Source organism: Mycobacterium neumannii (genome assembly GCF_048452905.1).
Taxonomy (GTDB): Bacteria; Actinomycetota; Actinomycetes; order Mycobacteriales; family Mycobacteriaceae; genus Mycobacterium; species Mycobacterium neumannii_B.
This window is the reverse complement of the sequence record NZ_JBCGVF010000008.1, coordinates 45,459-67,629: the sequence shown is the minus strand read 5'-3', so window position 1 is coordinate 67,629 and position 22,171 is coordinate 45,459. Positions and strand designations below refer to the sequence as shown.

Here is a 22,171-nt window from a genome sequence, read left to right as displayed (position 1 = left end):
TTTTCACCGCTGGCCCGGCGCTTCACCGGTGGTCATCAGCTGGAACCGCCGCAAATTGTGGCGAGCGTCGACCAACGCGTCGTGGGCGTCCCGCGGGCGCGGGGGCATGCGCGGGGAACCGCGCTCCTCCCAGAACTGGCGCAGCTCGCGGGTGAAGCGAGGTATCGCCGGTGGGAGATCGGTCATCGGGCCCCAGAGCTGACACAACACGACGTGGTCGTAGGCGCCCACCCAGGCCCACAGCTCGATCGGCTCCTGGTCTGGGCCCGAGTCGTCGATGCGAAAAAAATCCTCCAGCTCCGAGCGGATCTGCCGACGCGAGCGCCACAGCTGTGAGGACGGCGGCGGAAGTTTAGGCAACACATGCTTGCGGACCCAGCTGCCCGCCCGGTCGGGGTCGAATTCGGTTGACACGGCGTAGTATTCGCGACCGTCCTCGGCGACGATGCCGATCGAGATCAGGTCGATGGTGCGCCCGTTGTCGATGAATTCCGTGTCGTAGAAGTAGCGCACTACGCGGGTTCCTTCTGGGGTGCGGCGACGACCGACCGATCCTTCGGGGCGGGTGCGGCGTGGATCTCGCGGTCGAGTTGCTCGTCGACCTTGGCGTCGTCGGGAAACTTGGGCATACCCGCGATCGCGTCCTGCAGCCACAGTTTGGCCTGGACCACCGGCCGCCGCAGCCAGCGCTCGCGCTCCAGCGCCCGATGCATCTTGCGCGGGCGGTTGGTGTAGCGCCAGCGCGCCCACGGCGCGTGCGGCCTGGACAACCGGATCGCCCCGACGAACAGCAGCGGCGTCACGAACATCCCCACGAGGCCGGTCCACACCTTGCCCTTGAGCAACACGATGACGGCCAGCATCAGCGTCAGCACGGCGGCGATGACCACGCCCGCCCGTGCGCCCAGCGAGTGGTCGTTGCGCCAGATGTCGATGTCGAAGAACGACAGCGGGTTGAGCCCCAGGATCAGCAGGCCTGCGACGGCGACGGCGGCGAACACCGCATCGACCGAGGTTCTGCCGTCCTCGGCCCAGTACACGTCCTGCAAATGCAGGATCAGCGCGAACTCGTCGAGCACCAGCGCTGCACCGATTCCGAAAAAGATTGCCGCCGCCGTGAATTCGGGTACTCCCCCGTCGACACCCAACGTCACCATCGTCACACCGGAGATCATGACCAGGACCACGCCGATCACCACGTGGTGGATGTGCAGCCCAGAGCCGGAAACAGAGATGTTGCGCGGCTGCCACCACTTGCGCGGCGCATCGCTGTCGGCATGCCTGCGGATGTACCGCACGATCGTGCGGGTGACGAAGAACGTCAGGATGAACGCGATCAGGCAGTACATGAGCGGCGCCCGCGCGTGCGGGACGCCGAATACGAGGTGTAAGTCCGCGAGCACCCAGAAAACTTACGCCGACCTGCGCGTGTCGCGCCCGGTATACCGGCCGACGCGCCGGGGCGCCCCGATAGTCTGGTCAGCGAGATGAGTACGTGGCGGTCGCCCGGCGGGGCTGGTTGGGGGCCAACGCTCGCCTGGCGGCTGTTTCAGCTGCTGACCCTGGCGGCGTTGGTCTGGGCCGGCTGGCGTGTGCTCGGCCGGGTGCCCTACCGCATCGACGTCGACGTCTACCGGATGGGCGGGCAGGCCTGGTTGGACGGCCGGCCGCTCTACGCCGACGGAGCGATGTTCCACACCAGGGGCGGCCTCGATCTGCCGTTCACCTATCCCCCGCTCGCCGCCGTGGTGTTCGCGCCGTTCGCGTTGCTGTCGCTGGAAGCGGCCAGCGTCGCGATCACGGTGACCACGCTGGTGTTGCTCATCGTCGCGGTGACGATCGTGCTGCACCGGTGCGATGTCTGGTCGAAGACGCCGGTCACGGCCGAACCCGCATGGCTGCGGCAGGCGTGGCTGGCCGCCGCGATCGTCGCCCCGGCGGTGGTCTATTTGGAGCCAATCCGGTCGAATTTCGACTTCGGCCAGATCAACGTCGTGCTGATGACGCTGGTGATCGCCGACTGCGTGCCGCGCCGGACACCCTGGCCGCGGGGCATGCTCCTGGGGCTGGCGATCGCGCTGAAGCTCACTCCGGCGGTCTTCCTGCTGTATTTCGTGCTGCGCCGCGACGTTCGCGCGGTGGTCGTCACCGCGGTGTCCGCGGTCGTCGCCACCCTGATCGGGGTGGCGTTCGCCTGGCGTGACTCCCTGGAGTACTGGACCGAGACCGTGCGCAACACCGATCGCATCGGCACGGCGACGCTGAACACCAACCAGAACATCGCCGGGGCCCTGGCTCGGCTGGGGCTGAGCGAAGGGCCACGGTTCGTGTTGTGGACCGCGGCCTGCGTAGCGGTGCTGGCGCTCACCGTGTGGGCGGTGCGACGCGTGCTCAAGGCCGACGAACCGGTGCTGGCGCTGATCTGCGTGGCGATGTTCGGGTTGGTGGTGTCGCCGGTGTCGTGGTCGCACCACTGGGTGTGGGCGCTGCCGACCTTGCTGGTCGCGGCGCTCGTGGCCTATCGGAGGCGGCATGTGGCGCTGGGTGTGGTTGCGGCCGCGGGCTTCGCGTTGATGGTGTGGACACCGATCACGCTGATGCCCGAGCACCAGGAGACCGCCGCGTCGCTATGGCGCCAACTGGTCGGTGGTTCCTATGTGTGGTGGGCGATCGCGGTGATCGTGGCTGCCGGCTCGCTGACGGCGGCGCCCGCGATGCGCAGCAGGCCGGTCGTCGACGAGGCGCCGGTATCCGCGGTCAATTAGGCGTCAGCCGGCCCCGGTTGAATTGCCGGCTCAGCCGGCGGCCACCTGCGGCATGCGGGCCGACGGCTTTGTCTTCTCGTCGGCCCTGCCTTCCTTGATGTCGGCGGCGTAGAGGTCGACGTACTCCTGACCGGACAGCCGCATCAGCTCGTACATCACCTCGTCGATGACGGCGCGCTCGATGAAGCGGTTGCCCGCCAGCCCCTCGAACCGGCTGAAGTCCATCGGCGCGCCGAACTTCACCTGGACTCGGCCGAAGCGCCACATTTTGCTGCCCGGCGGGTTGACGACGTCGGTTCCGACCATCGCGACGGGAATGACCGGTATACCGGTCTCCAGCGCCAACCGGGCCAGGCCGGTCTTGCCCTTGTAGAGCCGGCCGTCCGGCGAGCGGGTGCCCTCGGGGTACATCCCGAGCAGCTTGCCCTCGCCGAGGATCCGCGCCGCGGTGTTCAACGCGCTCTGCGCGCTGTCGGCGTCCGTGCGGTCGATCGGCACCTGACCGGCGACGGTGTAGAACCACCGGGTGAACCAGCCCTTCAGCCCGGTGCCGGTGAAGTACTCGGCCTTGGCCAGGAACGTGATCCTGCGGTTCACCACCAGGGGCAGATAGAAACTGTCTGCGACCGCAAGGTGATTACTGGCCAGAATCGCTGCGCCGGACGACGGAACATGGTCCAGCCCTTCGACTTTCGGTCGTCCCAGCAACGACAACAGGGGTCCCATGAAGATGTACTTGAACAGCCAATACCACATGGGCCCTCCCGGTGATCGAACACCGGCCGGTGTTCTGCGCCAACTTTACCCACGCACTGTGGATGCGACCACAGCGCGCAAGACTACTCCTCGACAGTTACCGGAATGTGCTGATATCGCCCCGGAGCAGGCGGCGGAGCCGAGCCGTTCGGTCCCGGGTCGTCGGGCGGCCCAGGCGGGCCGTCCGGAGGTGCGTCGGGTCCCTTCGAACCTTCTGTTGCCTGGTCCAGAATCGCCCGGACCACGGCAAGCAGGGCGACGCTGTGCTCGGCGACGACGGTGAGCAACGGATGCTGTTCGCCCGCCGCCAGGGCAGCGAGCGCACACACCGGGCACCAGACCTGCTGACACTTACCCGCGGTACCGGTCGTCGCGCGCGCCGCGGCCAGTCGCACCGCGGGATCGAGCCTGTCGAGGATGGCCTGCGCGAGCGCCCGCAGCTCCGGTCCGAGATCGCCGTGTGGCGTCGTCACTTCGGCCACACCTCCGGATTCGGTCGGAACCGCACGGTCAACTCACTCCCCCGCAACTGCGCGTCCACGACGATGCATCGTCGCAATACGGACGCCAATCGGACCCGGCGCCGCAATCCGCCCGCGCCGACTATCAGATCGTCGTCGACTCGGCCCAGCGTTAGCGCCGAGGAGTCGACCTGCGGCAACTCTAGCCGCAACCGGTACACCGATTCGAGGCCGGAGCCGGACTCGCGGTCGACGATCGGGCGCAATGGCCCCGGCGGGGGCGACCCGTCGCGGCGGCGTGCGCTGTCCAGCAGTTCACCGAGCGCCTTCGCCCCTATCGGCTCGCCGGCCAGGTGCGGAACCAGGACCAATTGCACATCGCCGATGGTCGCGTCGAGCCGATCGAGGACGGCCCGCTGCTCGGATATCCGCTCGGTGTACCAGTCGAAGGCGGGATGTTCGGGCAGGTTGCGATACTCGAACGAATCGTCTTGTACGAGTATCTGGTTGACGATCAGCTCGGCGACCGCAACGCCCATCAGCGCCAACGAACCGAGCGTGCGCGCGGCCTCGGCGGCCACCACGCGCTCGGCGGTCATCACCAGATGGGCGCTGACCTTGGAACCGTCGGTGAGCATCGCGCTCAGTGCTTCGGTACCCGCGCTGATGCGTTCGAACAAGGCGACGACGGCCGCGCTGTGCGGGTCGTCGAATCCGGTGGACAGCCGCCGGTGCCGCGGCCACGCCCGCTCCAGGTACAGCCCGAACGTCGCGGGCAGGGTGAGCATGCGCAGCGCATCGGCGGTCGACGCGCAGTCGACTACGATCCGATCCCAGTCCCCAGAAGCCGCCAGTTCGCCCACCTCGTAAAGACCGAGCACCTCCTGGACACCCGGTAGTGCCGAAAGTTCCTCGGGGGCAACGCTTCCCAATTCGGACTCCGGGAACCTGTCGGACAGCAGGCCCGCGATCTCGCGCCACCGCGCCTCGAGCAGGGCCAACGTGTCCAACGCCAGCGCGTCCAGCGCTCCGCCACCGGCGTCGGCGTCATCGGTGAACACCCGGGTGGGCCGACGCTGGCCGGTCGGTGTCACGGCTACCCCGAGCACGTCGCCGATGGAGTGCGCCTGATCGGTCGAGACGATCAGCACCCGTAGCCCCGCGCGTGCGTCACGCACGGCGGTGGCGGTCGCCAACGTCGACTTGCCGACCCCGCCCTTACCGACGAACAGACCGATCTTGGCGACAGACGGGCCGGGGGCATTGGCGCTCACTCAGCCTCGACTCGTTTCTTGAGGTCCTTCAACGCGGTTTCCGTGAGGCGCCGTTCGGCTTTACGCTTCAACAGCCCGATCATCGGAATGATCAAATCGACAGACAGTTCGTAGGTGACGTCGGTCCCTGATCCCTTGGGCGACAAGCGATATGCGCCTTCCAGCGACCTCAGCAGCGAGCTCGATACCAGCGACCACGTCACCGAGTTGCGGTCCGGCGGCCAGTTGTAGGACAACACCATGGTGTCCTTGAGGACGGCGGCATCCAGCACGAGCCGGGCGGTCTTCGGATAGCCCTCGGCGTCGGCCTCGAGTACCTCGGTCTCCTTGTATTCGGCCACCCAGTCCGGATAGGACCCGATGTCCGCGATGACGTCCATGACCGTCGAGGGATCGGCATCGATGTAGATGGTCTGCGCCGTCTTGTCCGCCACGTTGAAAATCTACCCTCCCCTGTTGTCGGCGGCCGAAGCCTCAGGCCAACGGCGAAACACCCACCGGGCGCGTGGCCTCAAGCCGCTGCTTCACCTCGAATGCCATGTTCTTACCCGCGACCCGTCGCCGGTGGCTCATCTTCGCCAGATTCATCTTGGCCAGCTGCCACGCCGCGACCCCCGCCGGCTCGGCGTGCAGGAAGTAGTGCAGCACGACGCCGTCGAGCACCGGTTCCAGCCAGATCTCCATGGTGCCGAGGAGCGCTCCGGTGACGGTCCACCGGTGACCCTTGTCGCCGCGGTCCTCCACCACGGTCAGCCGCAGGTCTGGCCACCAACGTCGCCAGCTCGCGGGCTCGGCGATGTAGCGGCCGACCTCGGCGGGATCGGCCGCGACGAACGTGTCGTCCGCGATCTGAATGCTGTGCATGGCATACCAGCTTCACATACGAGCCTGCCCGCCCGGATACCGGCCGACTAGGGTGGATACGGCAAGATCAGCCGGACGGAGAGGCCAAGACCGTGCGTGAGTTCAGTGTGCCAGCGTCCTTCACGGTGGAGGAGCACGACAACGTCGCCAGCGCCGTGTTCGACCATGAGCGCGATGATCCCGACCATGTGATCTTCCAACGCCTCGTCGACGGTTCGTGGACCGATGTGACCTGCAGGCAGGCCGCCGACCAGATCCGCTCCGCCGCGCTGGGCCTGATCGCCAAGGGCGTGCAACCGGGCGACCGCGTGGCGCTGCTTTCGGCCACCCGCTATGAATGGCCCATCCTGGACTTCGCGATTCTGGCCACCGGTGCGCTCACCGTGCCGATCTATGAGACCAGTTCGCCCGAGCAGGTGAAGTTCGTGCTTTCGGACTCCGAGTCCGTGCTGCTGATCGTCGAGACCGACGCGCACGCCGACAGGATCGAGCACCTCAAGGACGAACTGCCCCGGCTGCGTGATGTGCTGCGCATCGAGAGCGCGGGCGCGTCGGCGCTCGACGAACTCACCGAGGCGGGAAATTCGGTCGACATCAAACAACTCGACGACCGGTTGGCCGGCCTGGCGGCCGCCGATCCCGCGACGCTGATCTACACCTCGGGCACCACCGGTCAGCCGAAGGGGTGTCAGCTCACCCACTCCAACCTGGTCTACGAGATCCGCGGCTCCAAGGAGTGCTTCCCGACGCTGCTGGCCAAGGGCGAGCGCATGCTGGTGTTCCTGCCGCTTGCGCACGTGCTGGCAAGGGCGATCACGCTCGCTGCGCTCGCCAACAAGGTCACGTTGGGCTTCACCAGCGACATCAAGAACCTGGTCGCGACGTTCGCGGTGTTCAAGCCGACCGTGGTGGTGTCGGTGCCGCGGGTGTTCGAGAAGGTCTACAACACCGCCGAGCAGAACGCCAACAACGACGGCAAGGGCCGAATCTTCGAGATGGCCGTCAACACCGCGATCGAGTGGAGCAACTCGCTGGACACCGGTAAGGCCGGCCTGCTGCTGCGCGCCAAGCACGCGGTGTTCGACCGCCTGGTCTACGGCAAACTACGGACCGCGCTGGGCGGCGACTGTCGGGCCGCCATCTCGGGCGGCGCTCCGCTGGGCGCACGGCTCGGCCACTTCTACCGCGGGGTGGGGCTGACGATCTACGAGGGCTACGGCCTGACCGAGACCAGCGCCGCGATCACCGTCAACCGAATCGACAACGTCAAGGTCGGTTCGGTCGGAACGCCGTTGCCTGGCAACAGCATGCGCATCAACGACGATGACGAGTTGCTGGTCAGGGGCGGCGTGGTGTTCAACGGGTACTGGAAGAACGAGGAGGAGACCAAGGCGGTCTTCTCCTCCGACGGCTGGTTCCACACCGGTGACCTCGGCGCGATCGACGAAGACGGCTTTCTGACCATCATCGGCCGCAAGAAGGAGATCATCGTGACTGCGGGCGGCAAGAACGTTGCCCCGGCGATCCTCGAGGACCGGTTGCGCGCGCATCCGCTGATCAGCCAGGCGATGGCGGTCGGCGACGCCAAACCCTTCGTGGGCGCGCTGATCACCATCGACGCCGAGGCGATCGAGGGCTGGAAGGAGCGCAACAGCAAGAGTGCGGGCGCGTCGGTGGGCGACCTGGCCACCGATGCGGACCTGGTCGCCGAGATCGACCTTGCGGTCAAGGACGCCAATCAGGCGGTTTCCAAGGCCGAGGGAATCCGCAAGTTCCGCATCCTCCCGGTGGACTTCACCGAAGACAGCGGCGAGTTGACCCCGACGATGAAGGTCAAGCGCAAGGTGGTGGCGGAGAAGTTCGCCAGCGACATCGAGGCGCTCTACTCCGGATAGAGCAGGTTCGACAGTCGCGTCGCCTGGGTGTGCCACTGCCAGTTGTCGACCACCCAGCGCCGACCCGCCGCGCCCATCCGCACCGCACGGTCGGGATCGGCCAGCAGGTCGCCGACGGCCGCCGCGATCGCGCCGACGTCCCAGCCGTCGACCACCACACCGGTCTCGCCGTCGCGTACGGTCTCCGGCGCACCGCCTGATCGGCCCGCCACGACCGGAACACCGGTCGCCGAGGCCTCGAGGTAGACGATGCCGAGACCCTCGACGTCCAGTCCGGCGCCGCGGGTCCGGCACGGCATCGCGAACACGTCGGCCATGGCGTGGTGGGCGGGTAACTCGTCGCCGGGCACGGCGTCAGTGAACACGACGTCGTCGGCCACCCCGAAGCCGTGCGCCAGCTTGTGCAGGGTCGACCGGTAGGGTCCGCCGCCGACGATCACCAGCGCCGCACCGGGCACGCGCTGCCGGATCGCGGGCATCGCCCGAATCAACATGTCCTGCCCCTTGCGCGGAACCAGTCGCGACAGGCATACGACGACGGGGCGGTTGCCGAGCCGGTAGCGGGCCCGTAATTCGGCTCGCGCGATCTCGTCGGGCGTGAACCGGTCGGTGTCGACTCCCGGCGGCAGGTGTTCGAGCGCGGCGCGCGGCCCGAATGCCGAGGTGAATCGGCGCCGGGTGTACTGGCTGACGTAGGTGACCGCATCGGTGGCGGACCCGATGCGCCGCAGAGCATTGCGAGCCAGGGGCAACATCGACCAGCCGACCTCGTGACCGTGCGTGCTGGCGATCACCCGGCGTGCGCCTGCGTCGCGGGCCAGCGGCGCCATTAGCGCGAGCGGAGCCGCAGCACCGAACCAGACCGTCTCGGCGGCGGTCTGCTCGATGAGGCGCCGCATCCGGCCGCTCACCGACGGCTCGGGCAGCATGAGGGTGGTCGGGTGCCTCACGACCTGATACGACGCGTCCCGGTCGAACTCGTCGGAACCCTTCCACTTCGGCGCGTACACCGTCAGCGTGTGCCGCCCCTCGGCCTCGAGGTGGTCGACCAACTGCTGCAGATAGGACTGGATGCCGCCGCGCCGTGGCGGAAAGTCGTTGGTGACCAACAGAACCCGTGTCACGTCATCGACTCGCCCACCGCCGCCACTCGGCCAGCACCGCACCGAGGTCCGTTCCGAGGGTATCGCGCACCGCCGTCGTGACGTCGGAGTGGCCGGTATCGCACGCCCGGTGGTACAGCGCGAGCAGCGCGCCCACGCCGAATCGGTCGGCGACGAACCTGCTGAACCACCACGCCCGGTCGTAGGCCAGCGAACGGGCCGGTCCGGACAGTTCGGCGTCACCGGGCAGCGTGAGAAGCGACGGGTCCGGCACCGGTGCCGCGGGTCGGGCCACGAAGTCGGCCACCCCCTCGGTGAGCCAGCGCGGAGCGTCCGACGCGGTTCGGGAGCGGGCGGCGTAGTGAAACAGTTCGTGGCGCAACACGATTCGCAACGCTGCGTCGCTCAGCTCGGCGGCGCCGGGCGCGAACATGATCCGCTCCGGCGTGGTGGTGGCCGCGGTGTGGGCATCACCGCCGCCGATCGCCGCGAACTGCGCGTCGGTGCCTGCAGCGGCGACGACGATCTCGCGCGGCCACTCCGGTCCCCAGAACCCGGTGACCGCCGCGGCGGCCCCTTCGGTCTCGGCCTCGATCCGGGACAGCAACCGCTCGGTTCGCGGCCCGCCGAGATTCATCAACCGGACCGTTCGGCCGTCGGCGAGCGTGTGGACACGCGATGCCGCGGTCGGCGTGGTCAGCGACGCCGGAGCAGCGGGCGTGGCCACCACCGGCCCGGACGGGACCTCGGAGCGGCCGACGATCAACAGCGCGAAGATGAGTTCTGCGATGAGTAGCGCCGCGAGCCGAGATCTGCTCCTCGCGTGCGCGACACCCCGGCGATCAGTAACGGCGGACGTTGTAGATCGGCGCATTGTCCACCGGAGCGACTCGCACCGGCGTGCCGTAGGTCGAGGCGTGCACCATCATTCCGTCACCGATGTAGATCGCCGAGTGCGACGCGTCGGAGTAGTAGTTGACGACGTCACCCGGCTGCATCTGGTCCTGCGACACGGGCTGACCGCCGCGGGCCAGCGCCTGGCTGGAGTGTGGCAGCGAGACGCCGGCCTGTTGGAACGCCCACATCACCAGCCCCGAGCAGTCGAACGCGTTCGGTCCGGATCCGCCCCAGGAGTACGGCGAGCCGATACGGCTCAGCGCGGCCTGGATCACGGTCGCGGAGTGTCCGCTCCCCGGGGCCGCGACGTCTCCGGGCGGGATGGCGCCGGGCGCGGGTGGCGCGGCCAGGACCGCGGGATCACCGCCGGGCGGTACCGGTGCGGGCGCAGGCACCGGAGGCATGGGCGGCGTGGCGGCGAGTGCCTCGCGCTGGTTCGGTGTCAGCGCCTCGTACTGCGACTTCACGACCGCGATCTGCACCTGCAGCGTGCTCTGCTTGGACTGCAGATCGGCCCGTACGGCGGCGGCCTGTTCGGCGGCGGTCTTCGCCTCGGCGGCCGACTTCGCGGAGGCCTCTTCGGCCAGTGCAGCCTGCCTGCCCATTTCGCGGTAGCTCTTCATCTGCGCCGACATCTGGGCGGCCATCACGCGTTGTACGGACAACTGATCGATGAGGCCCTGCGGCGAACCGGCGGTCAGGATCGCGTCCAGGCCATCCGTTCTGCCTCCCATATATTGGGCTGCGGCAACCTTGTCGACAGCGGTCTGGAAGTTAGCCAGCTGTTCGCGGGCCGCGTTCGCCGCTGCCGCATCGGCGGCGTGCTTGGTCTCCGCGTCTCGCTGGATGGCCAGCTTGTTGTCGAGATCGAGCTGCGCCGAGTGCATCGCCTCGGTGGTCTGCTCGGCCTGCCGCGACAGTTCGTTGAGCTTCGCCAGCGCGTCGTCGGCCGGATCGGCCTGCACACTGACGGCGAAGAGACTTGCGAAAAAAGTGATACCGACTATCGCGCTGACGAAGGGGCGAAGAAACCCAGGTGTGGTCAAGCGCGTGCGGTCGAGCCTCAAGATTTGCGTCCTTCAACTTCCGGAACGAAGCCGTGTCGAATAGCCCTTAGGTCTCAGACAGGTTACGAAACGGCATCGGCGTTGTCCAACAGAAGACGCAAATTTAACAGGCAGCTCATATTTCGTTCCGTCGCCCGTCGCGCCGCGTGTCATCAGGCGACACCTGAACTGCCCTCCCGTCGGATGGGTACCAGGCGCAGCCGCGGTGCCAGGCCCACATCGGCGAGCACCTCCAACGCCCGACGCTCGTCGTCCAGCAAGGTGTCGGGTACGCCCAGCAGAACACTCACGACGCAGTCCTGACAGCCCGGTCCGCGGACCGCGCAGTCGTCGCAGTCGATCTTCACCGTGCCCACGAATGGCTCCTCTCGGTCGGTGCGGTCCGCACGCTATCGGGAGGTACCGACAAGTTCTGGCGGGCCCGCGTGGCAACCCGAAGCTGTCGGTGGGGTTTTCTACGGTTGACCCGTGAGCCAGCTCAGCTTCGCCGATGTCGATCGGCAGGCTGACGTCTCACTGCGCGACACCACGTTCGTCGTCGTCGACCTCGAGACCACCGGAGGCCGCGCCAGCGGCGACAACCACGATGAGATCACCGAGATCGGGGCGGTCAAGGTGCGCGGCGGCGTCGTGCTCGGCGAACTGGCGACGCTGGTGGACCCGGGCCGCAGCATCCCGCCGCAGATCGTGGCGCTCACCGGGATCACCACCGCGATGGTGTGCAACGCGCCGCGGATCGGGTCGGTGTTGCCGGCATTCCTGGAGTTCTCGCGCGGGGCCGTGCTGGTCGCCCACAACGCCGGATTCGACATCGGGTTCCTGCGGGCCGCCGCCGAACGCGCTCAGATCGCCTGGCCGCGACCGCCGGTGTTGTGCACGGTCAAACTGGCCCGCCGGGTCCTCACGCGCGACGAGGCGCCCAGCGTGCGCCTCTCCGCACTGGCCCGCTTGTTCGGCGCGAGCACCACCCCGACGCACCGCGCACTCGACGATGCGCGCGCCACGGTCGACGTCCTGCACGGGCTGATCGAGCGCGTGGGTAACCAGGGCGTGCACACGTACACGGAGCTGCGTTCGTACCTGCCCGACGTCACCCCGGCGCAGCGCCGCAACCGCCACCTCGCGGCCGCTCTGCCCCACCGGCCCGGCGTCTACCTCTTTCGTGGCCCCGGCGCCGAGGTGCTCTACGTCGGCACGGCCGTCAACCTGCGGCGACGCGTCGGGCAGTACTTCAACGGCTCCGACTCGCGCACCCGCATCAAGGAGATGGCGTCGCTGGCCACCGCGGTCGACCACGTCGAATGCGCGCACGATCTCGAGGCAGGCGTGCGCGAGCTGCGACTGCTGGCCGCCCACGCCCCGCCTTACAACCGCCGGTCGAAGTTCCCGCACCGATGGTGGTGGATCACGTTGACGGACGAGGCCTTTCCCCGCTTCTCAATCGTGCGCACCCCCAAGCACGATGCGGTGATCGGCCCGTTCCGTGCGCGCGCCGACGCCGTCGACACCGCGGCCCTGCTGGCTCGGTTCACCGGGGTGCGGACGTGCACCAAGAAGCTGGGGCGCGCCGCGGTGCACGGCCCCGCATGCACCGACCGGGAGTTGTCGCCGTGTCCGGCGCCTCGAGACGTGGGCGCCGCTGAGTACGCGGAGACGGTCGCACAGGCGGCCGACTTGATGGCCGGTCGCGAGGACCGGGCGCTGGCCGCAGTGCTGGCCCACGTCGCCGACCTGGCCAACCGCGGCCGCTACGAGACCGCGGCGCGCCTACGCGATCACGCCGCCGCCGCGATCGACGGATTGTGGCGAGGCCAGCGACTGCGGGCGCTGGTCGCCGTCCCCGAGTTGGTGGCGGCACGCCCCGACGGGCGCGGCGGATGGCACCTCGCGGTGGTCCGCAACGGCCAACTGGCCGCGGCGGGAGACGCGCCGCGCGGGGTCCCGCCGATGCCGGTTGTCGACGCGATCTGCGCTGGCGCACAAGCCGTTCTGCCGTCGACGGCGCCGTTGGGCGGCGCGCTGGTCGAGGAGACGGCACTGATCGCGCGGTGGCTGCACCAGCCGGGGGTGCGCATCGTGCGCGCCGACGACGGCTACTGCTCGCCGGCGCATGCGGCGGGCCGGTGGGCGGCATGGGCCGCGTCGGCGCGCTCGGCGCGACTCGCCGCCGAACAGGTCGAAAGGACCACGCGTTCAGGCTTTTTGAGTGAACCGCACCCAACGCGCGAGGAGCTGTTCGGCCGCTCCGGAGTCGATGGCCTCGGCCGCCTTGGCCAGCCCGCTCTCCCAGGCCGGCAACCATTTGGCGTCGCTGGCTAGGCCCGCATGCGCCACCAGTGCGCCCGCGGCGTTGAGGATCACGGCGTCGCGCACCGCCCCCGGCGCACCGCCGAGCACTGCGCGCACCGAGGCCGCGTTGGCCGCGGCGTCGCCGCCGACCAGTTCGGAGATCTCGGCGCGTTTGAAGCCGAACGCGGCGGGGTCGAACTTCAGCCGCTCGACAGTGCCCGCCTGTACGCGCCAGATCGTGCTTGTCGTGGTGGTGGTGAGCTCGTCGAGGCCGTCATCGCCGTGGACCACCAGCACGCTGGACCCGCGGGTCGCGAACACGCCGGCCATCACCTCGGCCAGATCCCCCCATGCGCAGCCCACCAGCCCGGCTCGTGGCGAGGCCGGATTGGTCAGCGGACCGAGCAGGTTGAACACCGTCGGGACCCCGATCTCGCGGCGCACCACACCGGCGTGCCGGTACGACGGGTGGAAGTGCGGAGCGAACGCGAACCCGATACCGATGTCGGTGACGCTGCGCGCGACTTCGTCGGGACCCAGGTCGATGCGCACCCCGAGCGCCTCGAGCGTGTCCGCGCCGCCGGATAGCGACGACGCGGCGCGGTTCCCGTGCTTGATCACCGGCACCCCGGCGGCCGCGACGACGATGGCCGCCATCGTGGAGAGGTTCTGGGTGTTGGCACCGTCCCCACCGGTACCCACGACGTCGACGGTCGCGGTGCCGATCACGTCGGTGGGGACGCGGCGCGCGTGTTTGAGCATGGTGTCGGCCAGCTCGGTGACCTCCGCCGATGTCGGTCGTTTCATCCGCATGGACACCCCGAAGCTCGCGATCTGGGCAGGTGTGGCCGCGCCGGTCATGATCTGGTCCATCGCCCACGCCGCCTGTCCGTTCTCCAGTGACTGAGCCGTGGTGAGGCGGCCCAGGATTCGGGGCCAGGTGAGGGAGTCGGGTATTTCCGCAGAAGCCACCCCGCGATTATGACGAAACGCCGACCCGGGTGGTGGTCGACAACTACAAAGCGTCATACTTGCTCCTGTGACGAGCGCTGTAGGGACCTCGGGAACCGCAATCACGTCGCGAGTACATTCGCTGAACCGGCCGAACATGGTCAGTGTCGGCACCATCGTCTGGCTGTCCAGCGAGCTGATGTTCTTTGCTGGCCTGTTCGCGATGTACTTCACCGCGCGTTCGCAAGCGGCGGGCGAGTGGCCGCCGCCGCCGACGGAGCTGAACCTCGTACAGGCCGTACCGGTCACGCTGGTGCTGATCGCCTCGTCGTTCACCTGCCAGATGGGCGTCTTCGCCGCCGAGCGCGGCGACGTGTTCGGGCTGCGCCGCTGGTACACCATCACCTTCGCAATGGGGTTGTTCTTCGTCCTCGGCCAGGGCTACGAGTACGTCCAGCTGGTCCACCACGGCACCACCATCTCCAGCAGCGCCTACGGCTCGGTGTTCTACCTGGCCACCGGTTTCCACGGCCTGCACGTGATCGGCGGCCTCGTCGCCTTCCTCATCCTGCTGGCCCGAACCCGGATGAGTAAGTTCACTCCGGCGCAGGCCACCGCCGCGATCGTGGTGTCGTACTACTGGCACTTCGTCGACATCGTCTGGATCGCATTGTTTGCCGTCATTTACTTCGTCCGATGAGAAGGAGTTCGATGACCGACAAGTCGCGCCGTCGGCTACGCCGGCGCCTGTCAGGTGCTGTGCTGCTGCTGCTCGGACTGGGCGTCGCCGGTGGTCTCGCCGCGACCCTGACGCCCGCGCCGCAGGTCGCGGTCGCCGACGAATCGCAGTCAGCGCTGTTGCGCACGGGTAAGCAGCTGTTCGACACCTCCTGCGTGACCTGCCACGGCGTCAACCTCCAAGGTGTGCCGGACCGCGGCCCCAGCCTCATCGGCGTCGGCGAGGCGGCGGTCTACTTCCAGGTCTCCACCGGCCGCATGCCCGCCATGCGTGGCGAGGCCCAGGCCCCGGATAAGCCCCCGCTGTTCGACGAGGCGCAGACCGACGCGCTCGGCGCCTACGTACAGGCCAACGGCGGCGGCCCGGTCGTCCCCCGCGACGACAACGGACGCGTCGCACAGGAGTCGCTGCTGGGCGACGACGTCGCCCGCGGCGGCGACCTGTTCCGGCTGAACTGCGCCTCGTGTCACAACTTCACCGGCAAGGGCGGCGCCCTGTCGTCGGGTAAGTACGCACCCGACCTCGGCGACGCCACGCCCGCGCAGATCTACACCGCGATGCTCACCGGCCCGCAGAATATGCCGAAGTTCTCGGACCGGCAGCTGTCGCCGGATGAGAAACGCGACATCGTCGCCTATGTCCGCGAGTCTGCCGAGTCACCGAGCTACGGCGGCTACGGCCTCGGCGGGTTCGGCCCGGCGCCAGAGGGCATGGCGGCCTGGATCATCGGCATGGTGGCCGTCATCGCCGCGGCCCTGTGGATCGGAGCGCGAGCATGAGCGAGCCGGGCAACGGCACAGACAACACCCCGAAGGGCACCGACGCACCCGGTCAGGCCGGTGTGCCGGGTCAGCCCACCGACGCCGAACTGGCGGCGATGTCACGCGAGGAGCTGGTCGAACTCGGCGGCAAACTCGACGGCGTCGAGATCGTCTACAAGGAGGACCGCTGGCCGGTCCCCGACACCAAGGCCGAGAAGCGCGCCAGCCGCGTGGTCTCGTACTGGCTTCTGCTCGGCGGTTTTTCGGGCCTGGCCCTGCTGCTGGTATTCCTGTTCTGGCCGTGGGAGTACGTCCCCTACGGCGGCGAGGGCGAGTTCCTGTTCAGCCTGACCACGCCGTTGTACGGGTTGACGTTCGGGCTGTCGATCCTGGCGATCGGCATCGGTGCGGTGCTGTACCAGAAAAAGTTCATCCCCGAGGAGATCTCGATCCAGGAACGCCATGACGGCGCCTCCCCCGAGATTCACCGCAAGACGGTCGTGGCGAACCTGACCGACGCCCTCGAAGGCTCGACGATCAAGCGGCGCAAGCTGGTTGGCCTGTCGCTGGGCATCGGCCTCGGCGCGTTCGGCCTCGGCACGCTGGTGGCGTTCGCGGGCGGTCTCATCAAGAACCCGTGGAAACCCGTCGTCCAGACCGCCGACGGCAAGAAGGCGGTGCTGTGGACGTCCGGGTGGACGCCGCGGTACGAGGGCGAGACCATCTTCCTGGCCCGCTCCACCGGCAGCGGCACCTTCGTCAAGATGCGACCCGAGGACATCGACGCCGGCGGTATGGAGACGGTGTTCCCGTGGCGCGAATCCGACGGCGACGGAACCACTGTCGAGTCGCATCACCACCTCGCCGAGATCGCGATGGGTGTGCGCAATCCCGTCATGTTGATCAGGATCAAGGCGCAGGACCTGCCCAGGGTGGTCAAGCGCAAGGGTCAGGAGAGCTTCAACTTCGGCGACCTGTTCGCCTACACGAAGGTCTGCTCGCACCTGGGCTGCCCCTCGTCGCTGTACGAGCAGCAGTCGTATCGCATCCTCTGCCCGTGCCACCAGTCGCAGTTCGACGCGTTGCACTTCGCTAAACCCATATTCGGCCCGGCTGCGCGCGCGCTGGCGCAGCTGCCCATCACCATCGACCAGGACGGGTACCTCGTCGCCAACGGCGACTTCATCGAACCCGTCGGGCCGGCCTTCTGGGAACGGAAAACAGCATGAGTCCGAAATTGCCGAAACCGCCGAACCTCGCCGAAGTCGCAGCGGGCCAAGGGAATGCGATCGATTCCCGCTACCACCCGTCCGCGGCCGTGCGACGCCAGCTGAACAAGGTGTTCCCCACCCACTGGTCCTTCCTGCTGGGCGAGATCGCGCTGTACAGCTTCATCGTGCTGCTGATCACCGGCGTATACCTGACGCTGTTCTTCGACCCGTCGATGGCCGAGGTCACCTACAACGGCGTGTATCAGCCGCTGCGCGGGGTGCAGATGTCGAAGGCCTACGCGTCGACGCTCGACATCAGCTTCGAGGTCCGCGGCGGCCTGTTCGTCCGCCAGATACACCACTGGGCCGCACTGCTGTTCGCCGCGGCGATCATGGTCCACCTGGCCCGCATCTTCTTCACCGGCGCCTTCCGGCGCCCGCGTGAGGCGAACTGGGTGATCGGAGCCCTGCTGCTGATCCTGGCGATGTTCGAGGGCTACTTCGGCTACTCGCTGCCCGACGACCTGCTCTCCGGCATCGGACTGCGGGCCGCCCTCTCGTCGATCTCACTCGGCATGCCGGTGATCGGCACCTGGTTGCACTGGGCCCTGTTCGGCGGCGACTTCCCCTGCGGCGGCGTCGGTTACATGTGCAACGAAGACGGATACTGGATCCCCAGGATGTACGCACTGCACATCCTGCTGCTCCCGGGAATCATGTTGGCGCTCATCGGGCTTCACCTCGCGCTGGTGTGGTTCCAGAAGCACACCCAGTTCCCCGGCCCCGGCCGCACCGAGACCAACGTCGTCGGCGTGCGCGTCATGCCGGTGTTCGCGGTGAAGTCCGGCGCCTTCTTCGCCATGACCGTCGGCATCCTCGGTCTGATGGGCGGTCTTCTGACCATCAACCCGGTCTGGAATCTCGGGCCGTACAAGCCATCTCAGGTGTCGGCGGGTAGCCAGCCGGACTTCTACATGATGTGGACCGAGGGTGTGGCGCGTATCTTCCCGCCGTGGGAGCTCTACTTCGGCAATTACACGGTCCCGGCGTCCACGTGGGTGGCCCTGTTCATGGGACTGGTGTTCACGCTGCTGATCGCCTACCCGTACATCGAGAAGAAGCTCACCGGCGACACCGCTCACCACAACCTGCTGCAGCGTCCGCGTGACGCCCCGGTGCGAACCGCGTTGGGGTCAGCGGCGATCGCGCTGTACATGCTTTTCACGCTGTGCGCGATGAACGACATCATCGCGCTGAAGTTCCACATCTCGCTGAACGCGACGACGTGGATCGGCCGCATCGGCATGGTGGTGCTGCCCGCGATCGTCTACTACATCGCCTACCGGTGGGCGGTCGGCCTCCAGCGCAGCGACCGCGAGGTGCTCGAGCACGGCATCGAGACCGGCATCATCAAACGGCTGCCGCACGGTGCCTACATCGAGCTGCACCAGCCGCTCGGTCCGGTGGACGAGCACGGTCATCCGATTCCGTTGGCGTACCAGGGCGCTGCCATCCCGAAGCGGATGAACAAGTTGGGCTCCGCGGGCGCGCCGGGTAGCGGCAGCTTCCTCACGGCAGATCCGATCGAAGAGCACGAGGCGCTGACCGCGGCTCTGCACGCCGGCGAGCGCAAGGCGCTCACCGCGCTGGCTGAGCACCAGGAGCGCAACGGCTCGTCGAACGGACATGGCTCGCGCGACGGAGACTCGCCCAACGGCCACCACTGAGGCAGCCGGCACGAGCGAGAAGCGCTCGCTGTGAAGGACTTACGCGCCCTGCTGATCGAGCAGGGCGCGTAGTTCTTTGAGGTAGTACCACGGCACGACGGGCATGGCGAGCGTTACCAGAGCGGTCAACCCATAGAAGACCCAGGCCGCGACATTGCTGTCGACCGCCATCAGATAGGTGGCCACACCGATCGCCACCATGGCGATGCCGATCACGCAGGCGATCGCCACGGCGCAACGCAGGCCCAGCAGGTCAACGGCCGTGGAAGCGGGCGATGAGGTCGGCGCAGGCGCCTCGAGGGTGCGCTCCTGCCGCGGCGCCGCGTACGGCAGCTTCTCGGTGGGCGATGTCGGGTCCATCGGCCTCCCCCCGCCGGGCGCCGCCGAGGCGGCGGGCGCGGGTCCGGTGGCCTGGGGCTGCGGCGATTCGGCCAGCGCGTCCCGGCGGGCGCGCAGCAGCAGCGGAACCGCTCCGATGATCACCACCGCGGAGATCCCGATGACGGTGTAGAGCAGCCACGGCGTGCCGGCCTCCCCGGACGACTCGGAAGGCCCTCGCCCGAGGTCGACCAGCGCCACCGTCGCGGCGACCCCGGTGCCGAGCGCCACCAGCCAGATCGCCGCGCACGAGCCGAGCAGGATGCGATCGGTGCGGTCGAGTTCGCGGGGATCCAGTGCCGGGGTCAACCGCGAGCGCCCCGACGCGGCCGTTTCGTACGTCATCAGCAGCTGGTCTGTGCGGCGTTGTTGGTGTTCGACGACAGCACTGTGCCGTCGCTCGTGGTGATCGAGCAGTTCAACCGGCTGACCAGGAACAGGCTCGACGCCTGCACTGAGCCGACCTCGGACTGCGAGATCGGCGTCACGGTCAACGACCACGGGATGTAGACGTTTCGCTGGGTCCGGCTTCGGCCCGACGCGTCGATGTAGGTCACGGTGATGATGTCTCCCGGTGCTTTGGTTCCCGTCACCGAATAGGTGACCTGTCGCGGGCCCGAACGGGTCGTCGTGGGTGGTGGCGGCGCCGGCGGCGACGTGGTCTCCGGCGGCGGTGGTGGCGGTGGCGGTGCAACGGGTGCGGGCGGCGGCTCCTGGGTCACCGTGACCGTCTCGGGCGGTGGCGGTGGCGGCTCTTCGCTCGGTGGAGGCGGCGGAGGCGGTGGCGGCGGCGTTGTGGTCGTGATCTCGTCCTGCACCGGGGGTGCCACGGTCGTGGTCGAGGTCTCGGGCGTTGCGAGGTTGTCGGTGTCGGTGCGGGTCACCAACACCGAAACGGAGACCACCAGCGCGACGGCCGCGATGATCGCCGCCACGCCGACGACCCACGGCCACCGTGGCGGCGCGGGTTGGTCGACCGGTTCGGGCGGCTCGTAGTTGTCGTAGTCGTACAGCGACGAGTCGGCCGGTACATAGGGGCCCGCCGTGAACTGCTCGGACTCTGGCGCCGAATACGCCCGCGAGTAGAAGTCGGTGTCGCTGCTATCGGGCGCAGGCTGGTCACCACCGGTCTGGTTCGGTTCTTGACTCGGCTCCCGACTCGGAAAATCCGACCCTTCGTCATCCGGGGGATTCGGCCCGCTCATTTACGCCTATCCTTCTCGACTACTCAACCGGCGCGGCACGCCACAGACTCCCGGCTCAGCGGCGGCGACTGACCGTGCCTCGGCAACATTACCCAACGCCGTAACCGGGCGTGATCACCCGCCACGGTTCCCGCCGTAAGTGTTGGCCCGATTGTGACCTTGGCTGCGACCCTGGCCGTCCACACCGAACGGCAGGGCGGCCGATTCGACGGTCAGTGCTTCTCGGGGCCGGTGTAGTACTCGAAGGTCAGGCCGGCGACCGTTGCGATCACGAAGCAGGCGCCGGCCACGATGAGCCACGGCAGCCATAGCGCCACACCGACCGCAGCGATCGAGGCCGACAGCGCGATCATCACCGGCCACCAGCTGTGCGGGCTGAAGAAACCAAGCTCACCGGCGCCGTCGCTGATCTCGGCATCCTCGTAGTCCTCGGGCCGGGTGTCCAGGCGCCGTGCCACGAACCGGAAGAACGTGCCGGTGATCAGGGTCAGTCCGGCGGTCAACACCAGCGCGGTGGTACCGGCCCACTCGATGCCGCCGTACTGGAACATCGCCGTCAGCACCGCGTAGACGACGGCGGCGAGAACGAAGAACGCGGTCAAGAACTCGAAAAGCCGGGCTTCGATATGCATGTGGTGTCCCTACTTGCTGGCCTGCGTTAGCTGGGGCGCCAGTTCGCCGCGACGGGTGTCGAACGGCTTCGTGGTGACGGCGGTCGGCGGCTGGTTGATCGCCTGCAGCGCCTGAGCGTTCGTCCTGCCGTCGATGCGCTGCTGCAGATAGGCCTTGAAGTCGTTGGGCTCCACCACGCGCAGTTCGAAGTTCATCATCGCGTGGTAGGTGCCGCACATCTCGGTGCACCGCCCGACGAACGCCCCGGTCTGGGTGATCTCACTGATCTGGAAGGTGTTGTCGGAGTTGTTGGCCCGCGGGTTCGGCATCACGTCGCGCTTGAACAAGAACTCCGGCACCCAGAATCCGTGGATGACGTCGGCAGAGGCGATCTGGAACTCGATGCGCTTACCCGACGGCACCACCAGCACCGGGATCTCCGAGGACGAGCCGAGCGTCTCGACCTTGTCGAACGCCAGGTACGAGCGGTCCTGCGGGTGCTTGCCCGCGATCACGCCGAATGCCGGGTCGTGTGAACCGAATTCGCCGCCATGCTCCCCCTCCAGGCCCTCGGGGCCGGACGCCACGGCGGCCGCGCGCTCGGGGTCTGCGCCGTCGTAGGTGAAGGTGCCGTCGGAGAAGTTCACCGACTTATAGCCGAACTTCCAGTTCCACTGGAAGGCGGTGACGTCGACGACGACTTCGGGGTTCGACTCCTCGTGCAGCATCCTCTCCTGCACCACCACGGTGAAGTAGAACAGCACCGAGATGATCAGGAACGGTATGACGGTCAGCACCAGTTCCAGCGGCATGTTGTAACCGAACTGGCGGGGCAGCTCGGTGTCGGTCTTCTTGGCCCGGTGGAACGCCGAGGACCAGAAGATGAGGCCCCACACGATCGCGCCGACGACCAGCGAGGCGATCACCGAACCGATCCACAGTTCGCGGTTGACGTGCGCTTCGGGCGTGATGCCCTTCGGCCATCCCAGGCCAAGCACCTCCGACCAGCTGCAACCGCTGAGCAGCAACGCCGTAGCACCCAGGACGATTGACAGCGACGCGGTTCGCGCCACCGCCTTCAGCCCGCGAGGTGTCACGTTGGAGCCTCCTAGAAGTCAGTGACGCGCGACCGCGGTGCGGTCAATTTCTGGAGCGAATACTACGCAGCGTAGACCACGCCCGGGTGCAGGTCTCAACACACCTCACGATTAGGCAT

Annotated in this window: 22 protein-coding genes and 1 pseudogene; 7 read left to right on the top strand and 16 right to left on the bottom strand. The window is 67.9% G+C overall.

Annotation, left to right across the window (positions count from 1 at the left end; translation table 11 throughout):
* Positions 1–3: 3 nt before the first annotated feature.
* Positions 4–513 carry a polyadenylate-specific 3'-exoribonuclease AS gene (locus AAHH99_RS23015; protein WP_418770796.1) on the bottom strand — a complete coding sequence of 170 codons (510 nt, stop codon included), beginning with the start codon at positions 511–513 and terminating at the stop codon, positions 4–6.
* Positions 513–1,349 carry a hypothetical protein gene (locus tag AAHH99_RS23010; protein WP_418771102.1) on the bottom strand — a complete coding sequence of 279 codons (837 nt, stop codon included), beginning with the start codon at positions 1,347–1,349 and terminating at the stop codon, positions 513–515. Before AAHH99_RS23010 ends, AAHH99_RS23015 begins: the two co-directional genes overlap by 1 nt.
* A gap of 138 nt (positions 1,350–1,487) precedes the next feature.
* Between AAHH99_RS23010 and AAHH99_RS23005 the strand changes: the two genes are divergently transcribed.
* Entirely contained in the window at positions 1,488–2,765 is a 1,278-nt protein-coding gene (locus AAHH99_RS23005) for a glycosyltransferase 87 family protein (RefSeq protein WP_418770795.1), read from the top strand.
* A 30-nt stretch (positions 2,766–2,795) separates the two neighbouring features.
* Here the strand turns inward: AAHH99_RS23005 and AAHH99_RS23000 are convergent, their stop codons facing one another.
* The 5 genes from AAHH99_RS23000 to AAHH99_RS22980 all read right to left on the bottom strand — a co-directional run bounded on the left by AAHH99_RS23000 (position 2,796) and on the right by AAHH99_RS22980 (position 6,120).
* Positions 2,796–3,521: a lysophospholipid acyltransferase family protein gene (locus AAHH99_RS23000; protein ID WP_418770794.1), complete on the bottom strand. Its 726-nt coding sequence runs from the start codon at positions 3,519–3,521 to the stop codon at positions 2,796–2,798.
* Positions 3,522–3,604: 83 nt separating this feature from the next.
* Entirely contained in the window at positions 3,605–3,994 is a 390-nt protein-coding gene (locus AAHH99_RS22995; protein WP_418770793.1) for a hypothetical protein, read from the bottom strand.
* Positions 3,991–5,256, bottom strand: coding sequence for an ArsA family ATPase (locus tag AAHH99_RS22990; RefSeq protein ID WP_418770792.1), 1,266 nt, complete (start codon positions 5,254–5,256; stop codon positions 3,991–3,993). Before AAHH99_RS22990 ends, AAHH99_RS22995 begins: the two co-directional genes overlap by 4 nt.
* Complete coding sequence (locus AAHH99_RS22985) at positions 5,253–5,690, bottom strand: SRPBCC family protein (RefSeq protein WP_418770791.1); 438 nt, start codon at positions 5,688–5,690, stop codon at positions 5,253–5,255. The genes AAHH99_RS22990 and AAHH99_RS22985 overlap by 4 nt, the downstream gene beginning before the upstream one ends.
* Positions 5,691–5,730: 40 nt before the next feature.
* On the bottom strand, positions 5,731–6,120 hold the full coding sequence (locus AAHH99_RS22980; RefSeq protein ID WP_418770790.1) for a polyketide cyclase / dehydrase and lipid transport: 390 nt from the start codon (positions 6,118–6,120) through the stop codon (positions 5,731–5,733).
* A gap of 92 nt (positions 6,121–6,212) precedes the next feature.
* Between AAHH99_RS22980 and AAHH99_RS22975 the strand changes: the two genes are divergently transcribed.
* On the top strand, positions 6,213–8,015 hold the full coding sequence (locus AAHH99_RS22975) for an AMP-dependent synthetase/ligase (protein ID WP_418770789.1): 1,803 nt from the start codon (positions 6,213–6,215) through the stop codon (positions 8,013–8,015).
* On the opposite strand, the gene AAHH99_RS22970 is transcribed toward AAHH99_RS22975, so the two are convergent.
* The 4 genes from AAHH99_RS22970 to AAHH99_RS22955 form a co-directional block, all read right to left on the bottom strand.
* Positions 8,003–9,139: a glycosyltransferase family 4 protein gene (locus AAHH99_RS22970; protein WP_418770788.1), complete on the bottom strand. Its 1,137-nt coding sequence runs from the start codon at positions 9,137–9,139 to the stop codon at positions 8,003–8,005. The two genes, AAHH99_RS22975 and AAHH99_RS22970, sit on opposite strands and share 13 nt — an antisense overlap.
* Position 9,140: 1 nt before the next feature.
* Positions 9,141–9,992, bottom strand: coding sequence for a peptidase (locus AAHH99_RS22965; RefSeq protein WP_418770787.1), 852 nt, complete (start codon positions 9,990–9,992; stop codon positions 9,141–9,143).
* Complete coding sequence (ripC, locus tag AAHH99_RS22960) at positions 9,961–11,082, bottom strand: peptidoglycan hydrolase RipC (RefSeq protein WP_418770786.1); 1,122 nt, start codon at positions 11,080–11,082, stop codon at positions 9,961–9,963. The genes AAHH99_RS22965 and ripC overlap by 32 nt, the downstream gene beginning before the upstream one ends.
* Before the next feature lie 152 nt (positions 11,083–11,234).
* Complete coding sequence (locus tag AAHH99_RS22955; RefSeq protein WP_064349930.1) at positions 11,235–11,438, bottom strand: hypothetical protein; 204 nt, start codon at positions 11,436–11,438, stop codon at positions 11,235–11,237.
* A 112-nt stretch (positions 11,439–11,550) separates the two neighbouring features.
* Between AAHH99_RS22955 and AAHH99_RS22950 the strand changes: the two are divergent.
* A pseudogene (locus AAHH99_RS22950) lies at positions 11,551–13,338 on the top strand (DEDD exonuclease domain-containing protein); the annotation flags it as partial.
* Here the strand turns inward: AAHH99_RS22950 and trpD are convergent.
* On the bottom strand, positions 13,276–14,343 hold the full coding sequence (gene trpD, locus AAHH99_RS22945) for an anthranilate phosphoribosyltransferase (RefSeq protein ID WP_418770785.1): 1,068 nt from the start codon (positions 14,341–14,343) through the stop codon (positions 13,276–13,278). The pseudogene AAHH99_RS22950 and the gene trpD sit on opposite strands and share 63 nt — an antisense overlap.
* Positions 14,344–14,410: 67 nt before the next feature.
* Between trpD and AAHH99_RS22940 the strand changes: the two genes are divergently transcribed.
* The 4 genes from AAHH99_RS22940 to AAHH99_RS22925 are packed head-to-tail and all read left to right on the top strand — an operon-like array spanning position 14,411 to position 18,760.
* Positions 14,411–15,022, top strand: coding sequence for a cytochrome c oxidase subunit 3 (locus AAHH99_RS22940; RefSeq protein WP_418770784.1), 612 nt, complete (start codon positions 14,411–14,413; stop codon positions 15,020–15,022).
* 11 nt (positions 15,023–15,033) lie between these two features.
* Entirely contained in the window at positions 15,034–15,840 is an 807-nt protein-coding gene (locus tag AAHH99_RS22935) for a c-type cytochrome (RefSeq protein ID WP_418770783.1), read from the top strand.
* A complete protein-coding gene (locus AAHH99_RS22930) occupies positions 15,837–17,051 on the top strand; it encodes a ubiquinol-cytochrome c reductase iron-sulfur subunit (RefSeq protein WP_418770782.1) in 1,215 nt (404 codons plus the stop codon). Before AAHH99_RS22935 ends, AAHH99_RS22930 begins: the two co-directional genes overlap by 4 nt.
* Positions 17,048–18,760 (top strand): cytochrome b, encoded by a 1,713-nt coding sequence (locus AAHH99_RS22925; RefSeq protein ID WP_418770781.1) that lies wholly within the window; start codon positions 17,048–17,050, stop codon positions 18,758–18,760. The genes AAHH99_RS22930 and AAHH99_RS22925 overlap by 4 nt, the downstream gene beginning before the upstream one ends.
* Positions 18,761–18,799: 39 nt before the next feature.
* On the opposite strand, the gene AAHH99_RS22920 is transcribed toward AAHH99_RS22925, so the two are convergent.
* The 4 genes from AAHH99_RS22920 to AAHH99_RS22905 all read right to left on the bottom strand — a co-directional run bounded on the left by AAHH99_RS22920 (position 18,800) and on the right by AAHH99_RS22905 (position 22,052).
* Positions 18,800–19,483 carry a DUF2561 family protein gene (locus AAHH99_RS22920; RefSeq protein ID WP_418770780.1) on the bottom strand — a complete coding sequence of 228 codons (684 nt, stop codon included), beginning with the start codon at positions 19,481–19,483 and terminating at the stop codon, positions 18,800–18,802.
* Entirely contained in the window at positions 19,483–20,343 is an 861-nt protein-coding gene (locus AAHH99_RS22915) for an MmpS family transport accessory protein (RefSeq protein WP_418770779.1), read from the bottom strand. Before AAHH99_RS22915 ends, AAHH99_RS22920 begins: the two co-directional genes overlap by 1 nt.
* Positions 20,344–20,555: 212 nt before the next feature.
* On the bottom strand, positions 20,556–20,975 hold the full coding sequence (locus tag AAHH99_RS22910) for a cytochrome c oxidase subunit 4 (RefSeq protein WP_094293470.1): 420 nt from the start codon (positions 20,973–20,975) through the stop codon (positions 20,556–20,558).
* A gap of 9 nt (positions 20,976–20,984) precedes the next feature.
* Entirely contained in the window at positions 20,985–22,052 is a 1,068-nt protein-coding gene (locus tag AAHH99_RS22905; protein WP_418770778.1) for a cytochrome c oxidase subunit II, read from the bottom strand.
* Positions 22,053–22,171 lie beyond the last annotated feature (119 nt).

Bases quoted from the DNA above. Each gene is read 5' to 3' on its own strand.
- AAHH99_RS22920 (WP_418770780.1), bottom strand. From the start codon at position 19,483: ATGACGTACGAAACGGCCGCGTCGGGGCGCTCGCGGTTGACCCCGGCA.
- AAHH99_RS22935 (WP_418770783.1), top strand. From the start codon at position 15,034: ATGACCGACAAGTCGCGCCGTCGGCTACGCCGGCGCCTGTCAGGTGCT.
- AAHH99_RS22930 (WP_418770782.1), top strand. From the start codon at position 15,837: ATGAGCGAGCCGGGCAACGGCACAGACAACACCCCGAAGGGCACCGAC.
- AAHH99_RS22965 (WP_418770787.1), bottom strand. From the start codon at position 9,992: ATGCGCCGATCTACAACGTCCGCCGTTACTGATCGCCGGGGTGTCGCG.
- AAHH99_RS23010 (WP_418771102.1), bottom strand. From the start codon at position 1,349: ATGTACTGCCTGATCGCGTTCATCCTGACGTTCTTCGTCACCCGCACG.
- AAHH99_RS22925 (WP_418770781.1), top strand. From the start codon at position 17,048: ATGAGTCCGAAATTGCCGAAACCGCCGAACCTCGCCGAAGTCGCAGCG.
- AAHH99_RS23005 (WP_418770795.1), top strand. From the start codon at position 1,488: ATGAGTACGTGGCGGTCGCCCGGCGGGGCTGGTTGGGGGCCAACGCTC.
- AAHH99_RS22980 (WP_418770790.1), bottom strand. From the start codon at position 6,120: ATGCACAGCATTCAGATCGCGGACGACACGTTCGTCGCGGCCGATCCC.
- AAHH99_RS23000 (WP_418770794.1), bottom strand. From the start codon at position 3,521: ATGTGGTATTGGCTGTTCAAGTACATCTTCATGGGACCCCTGTTGTCG.
- AAHH99_RS22910 (WP_094293470.1), bottom strand. From the start codon at position 20,975: ATGCATATCGAAGCCCGGCTTTTCGAGTTCTTGACCGCGTTCTTCGTT.
- AAHH99_RS22915 (WP_418770779.1), bottom strand. From the start codon at position 20,343: ATGAGCGGGCCGAATCCCCCGGATGACGAAGGGTCGGATTTTCCGAGT.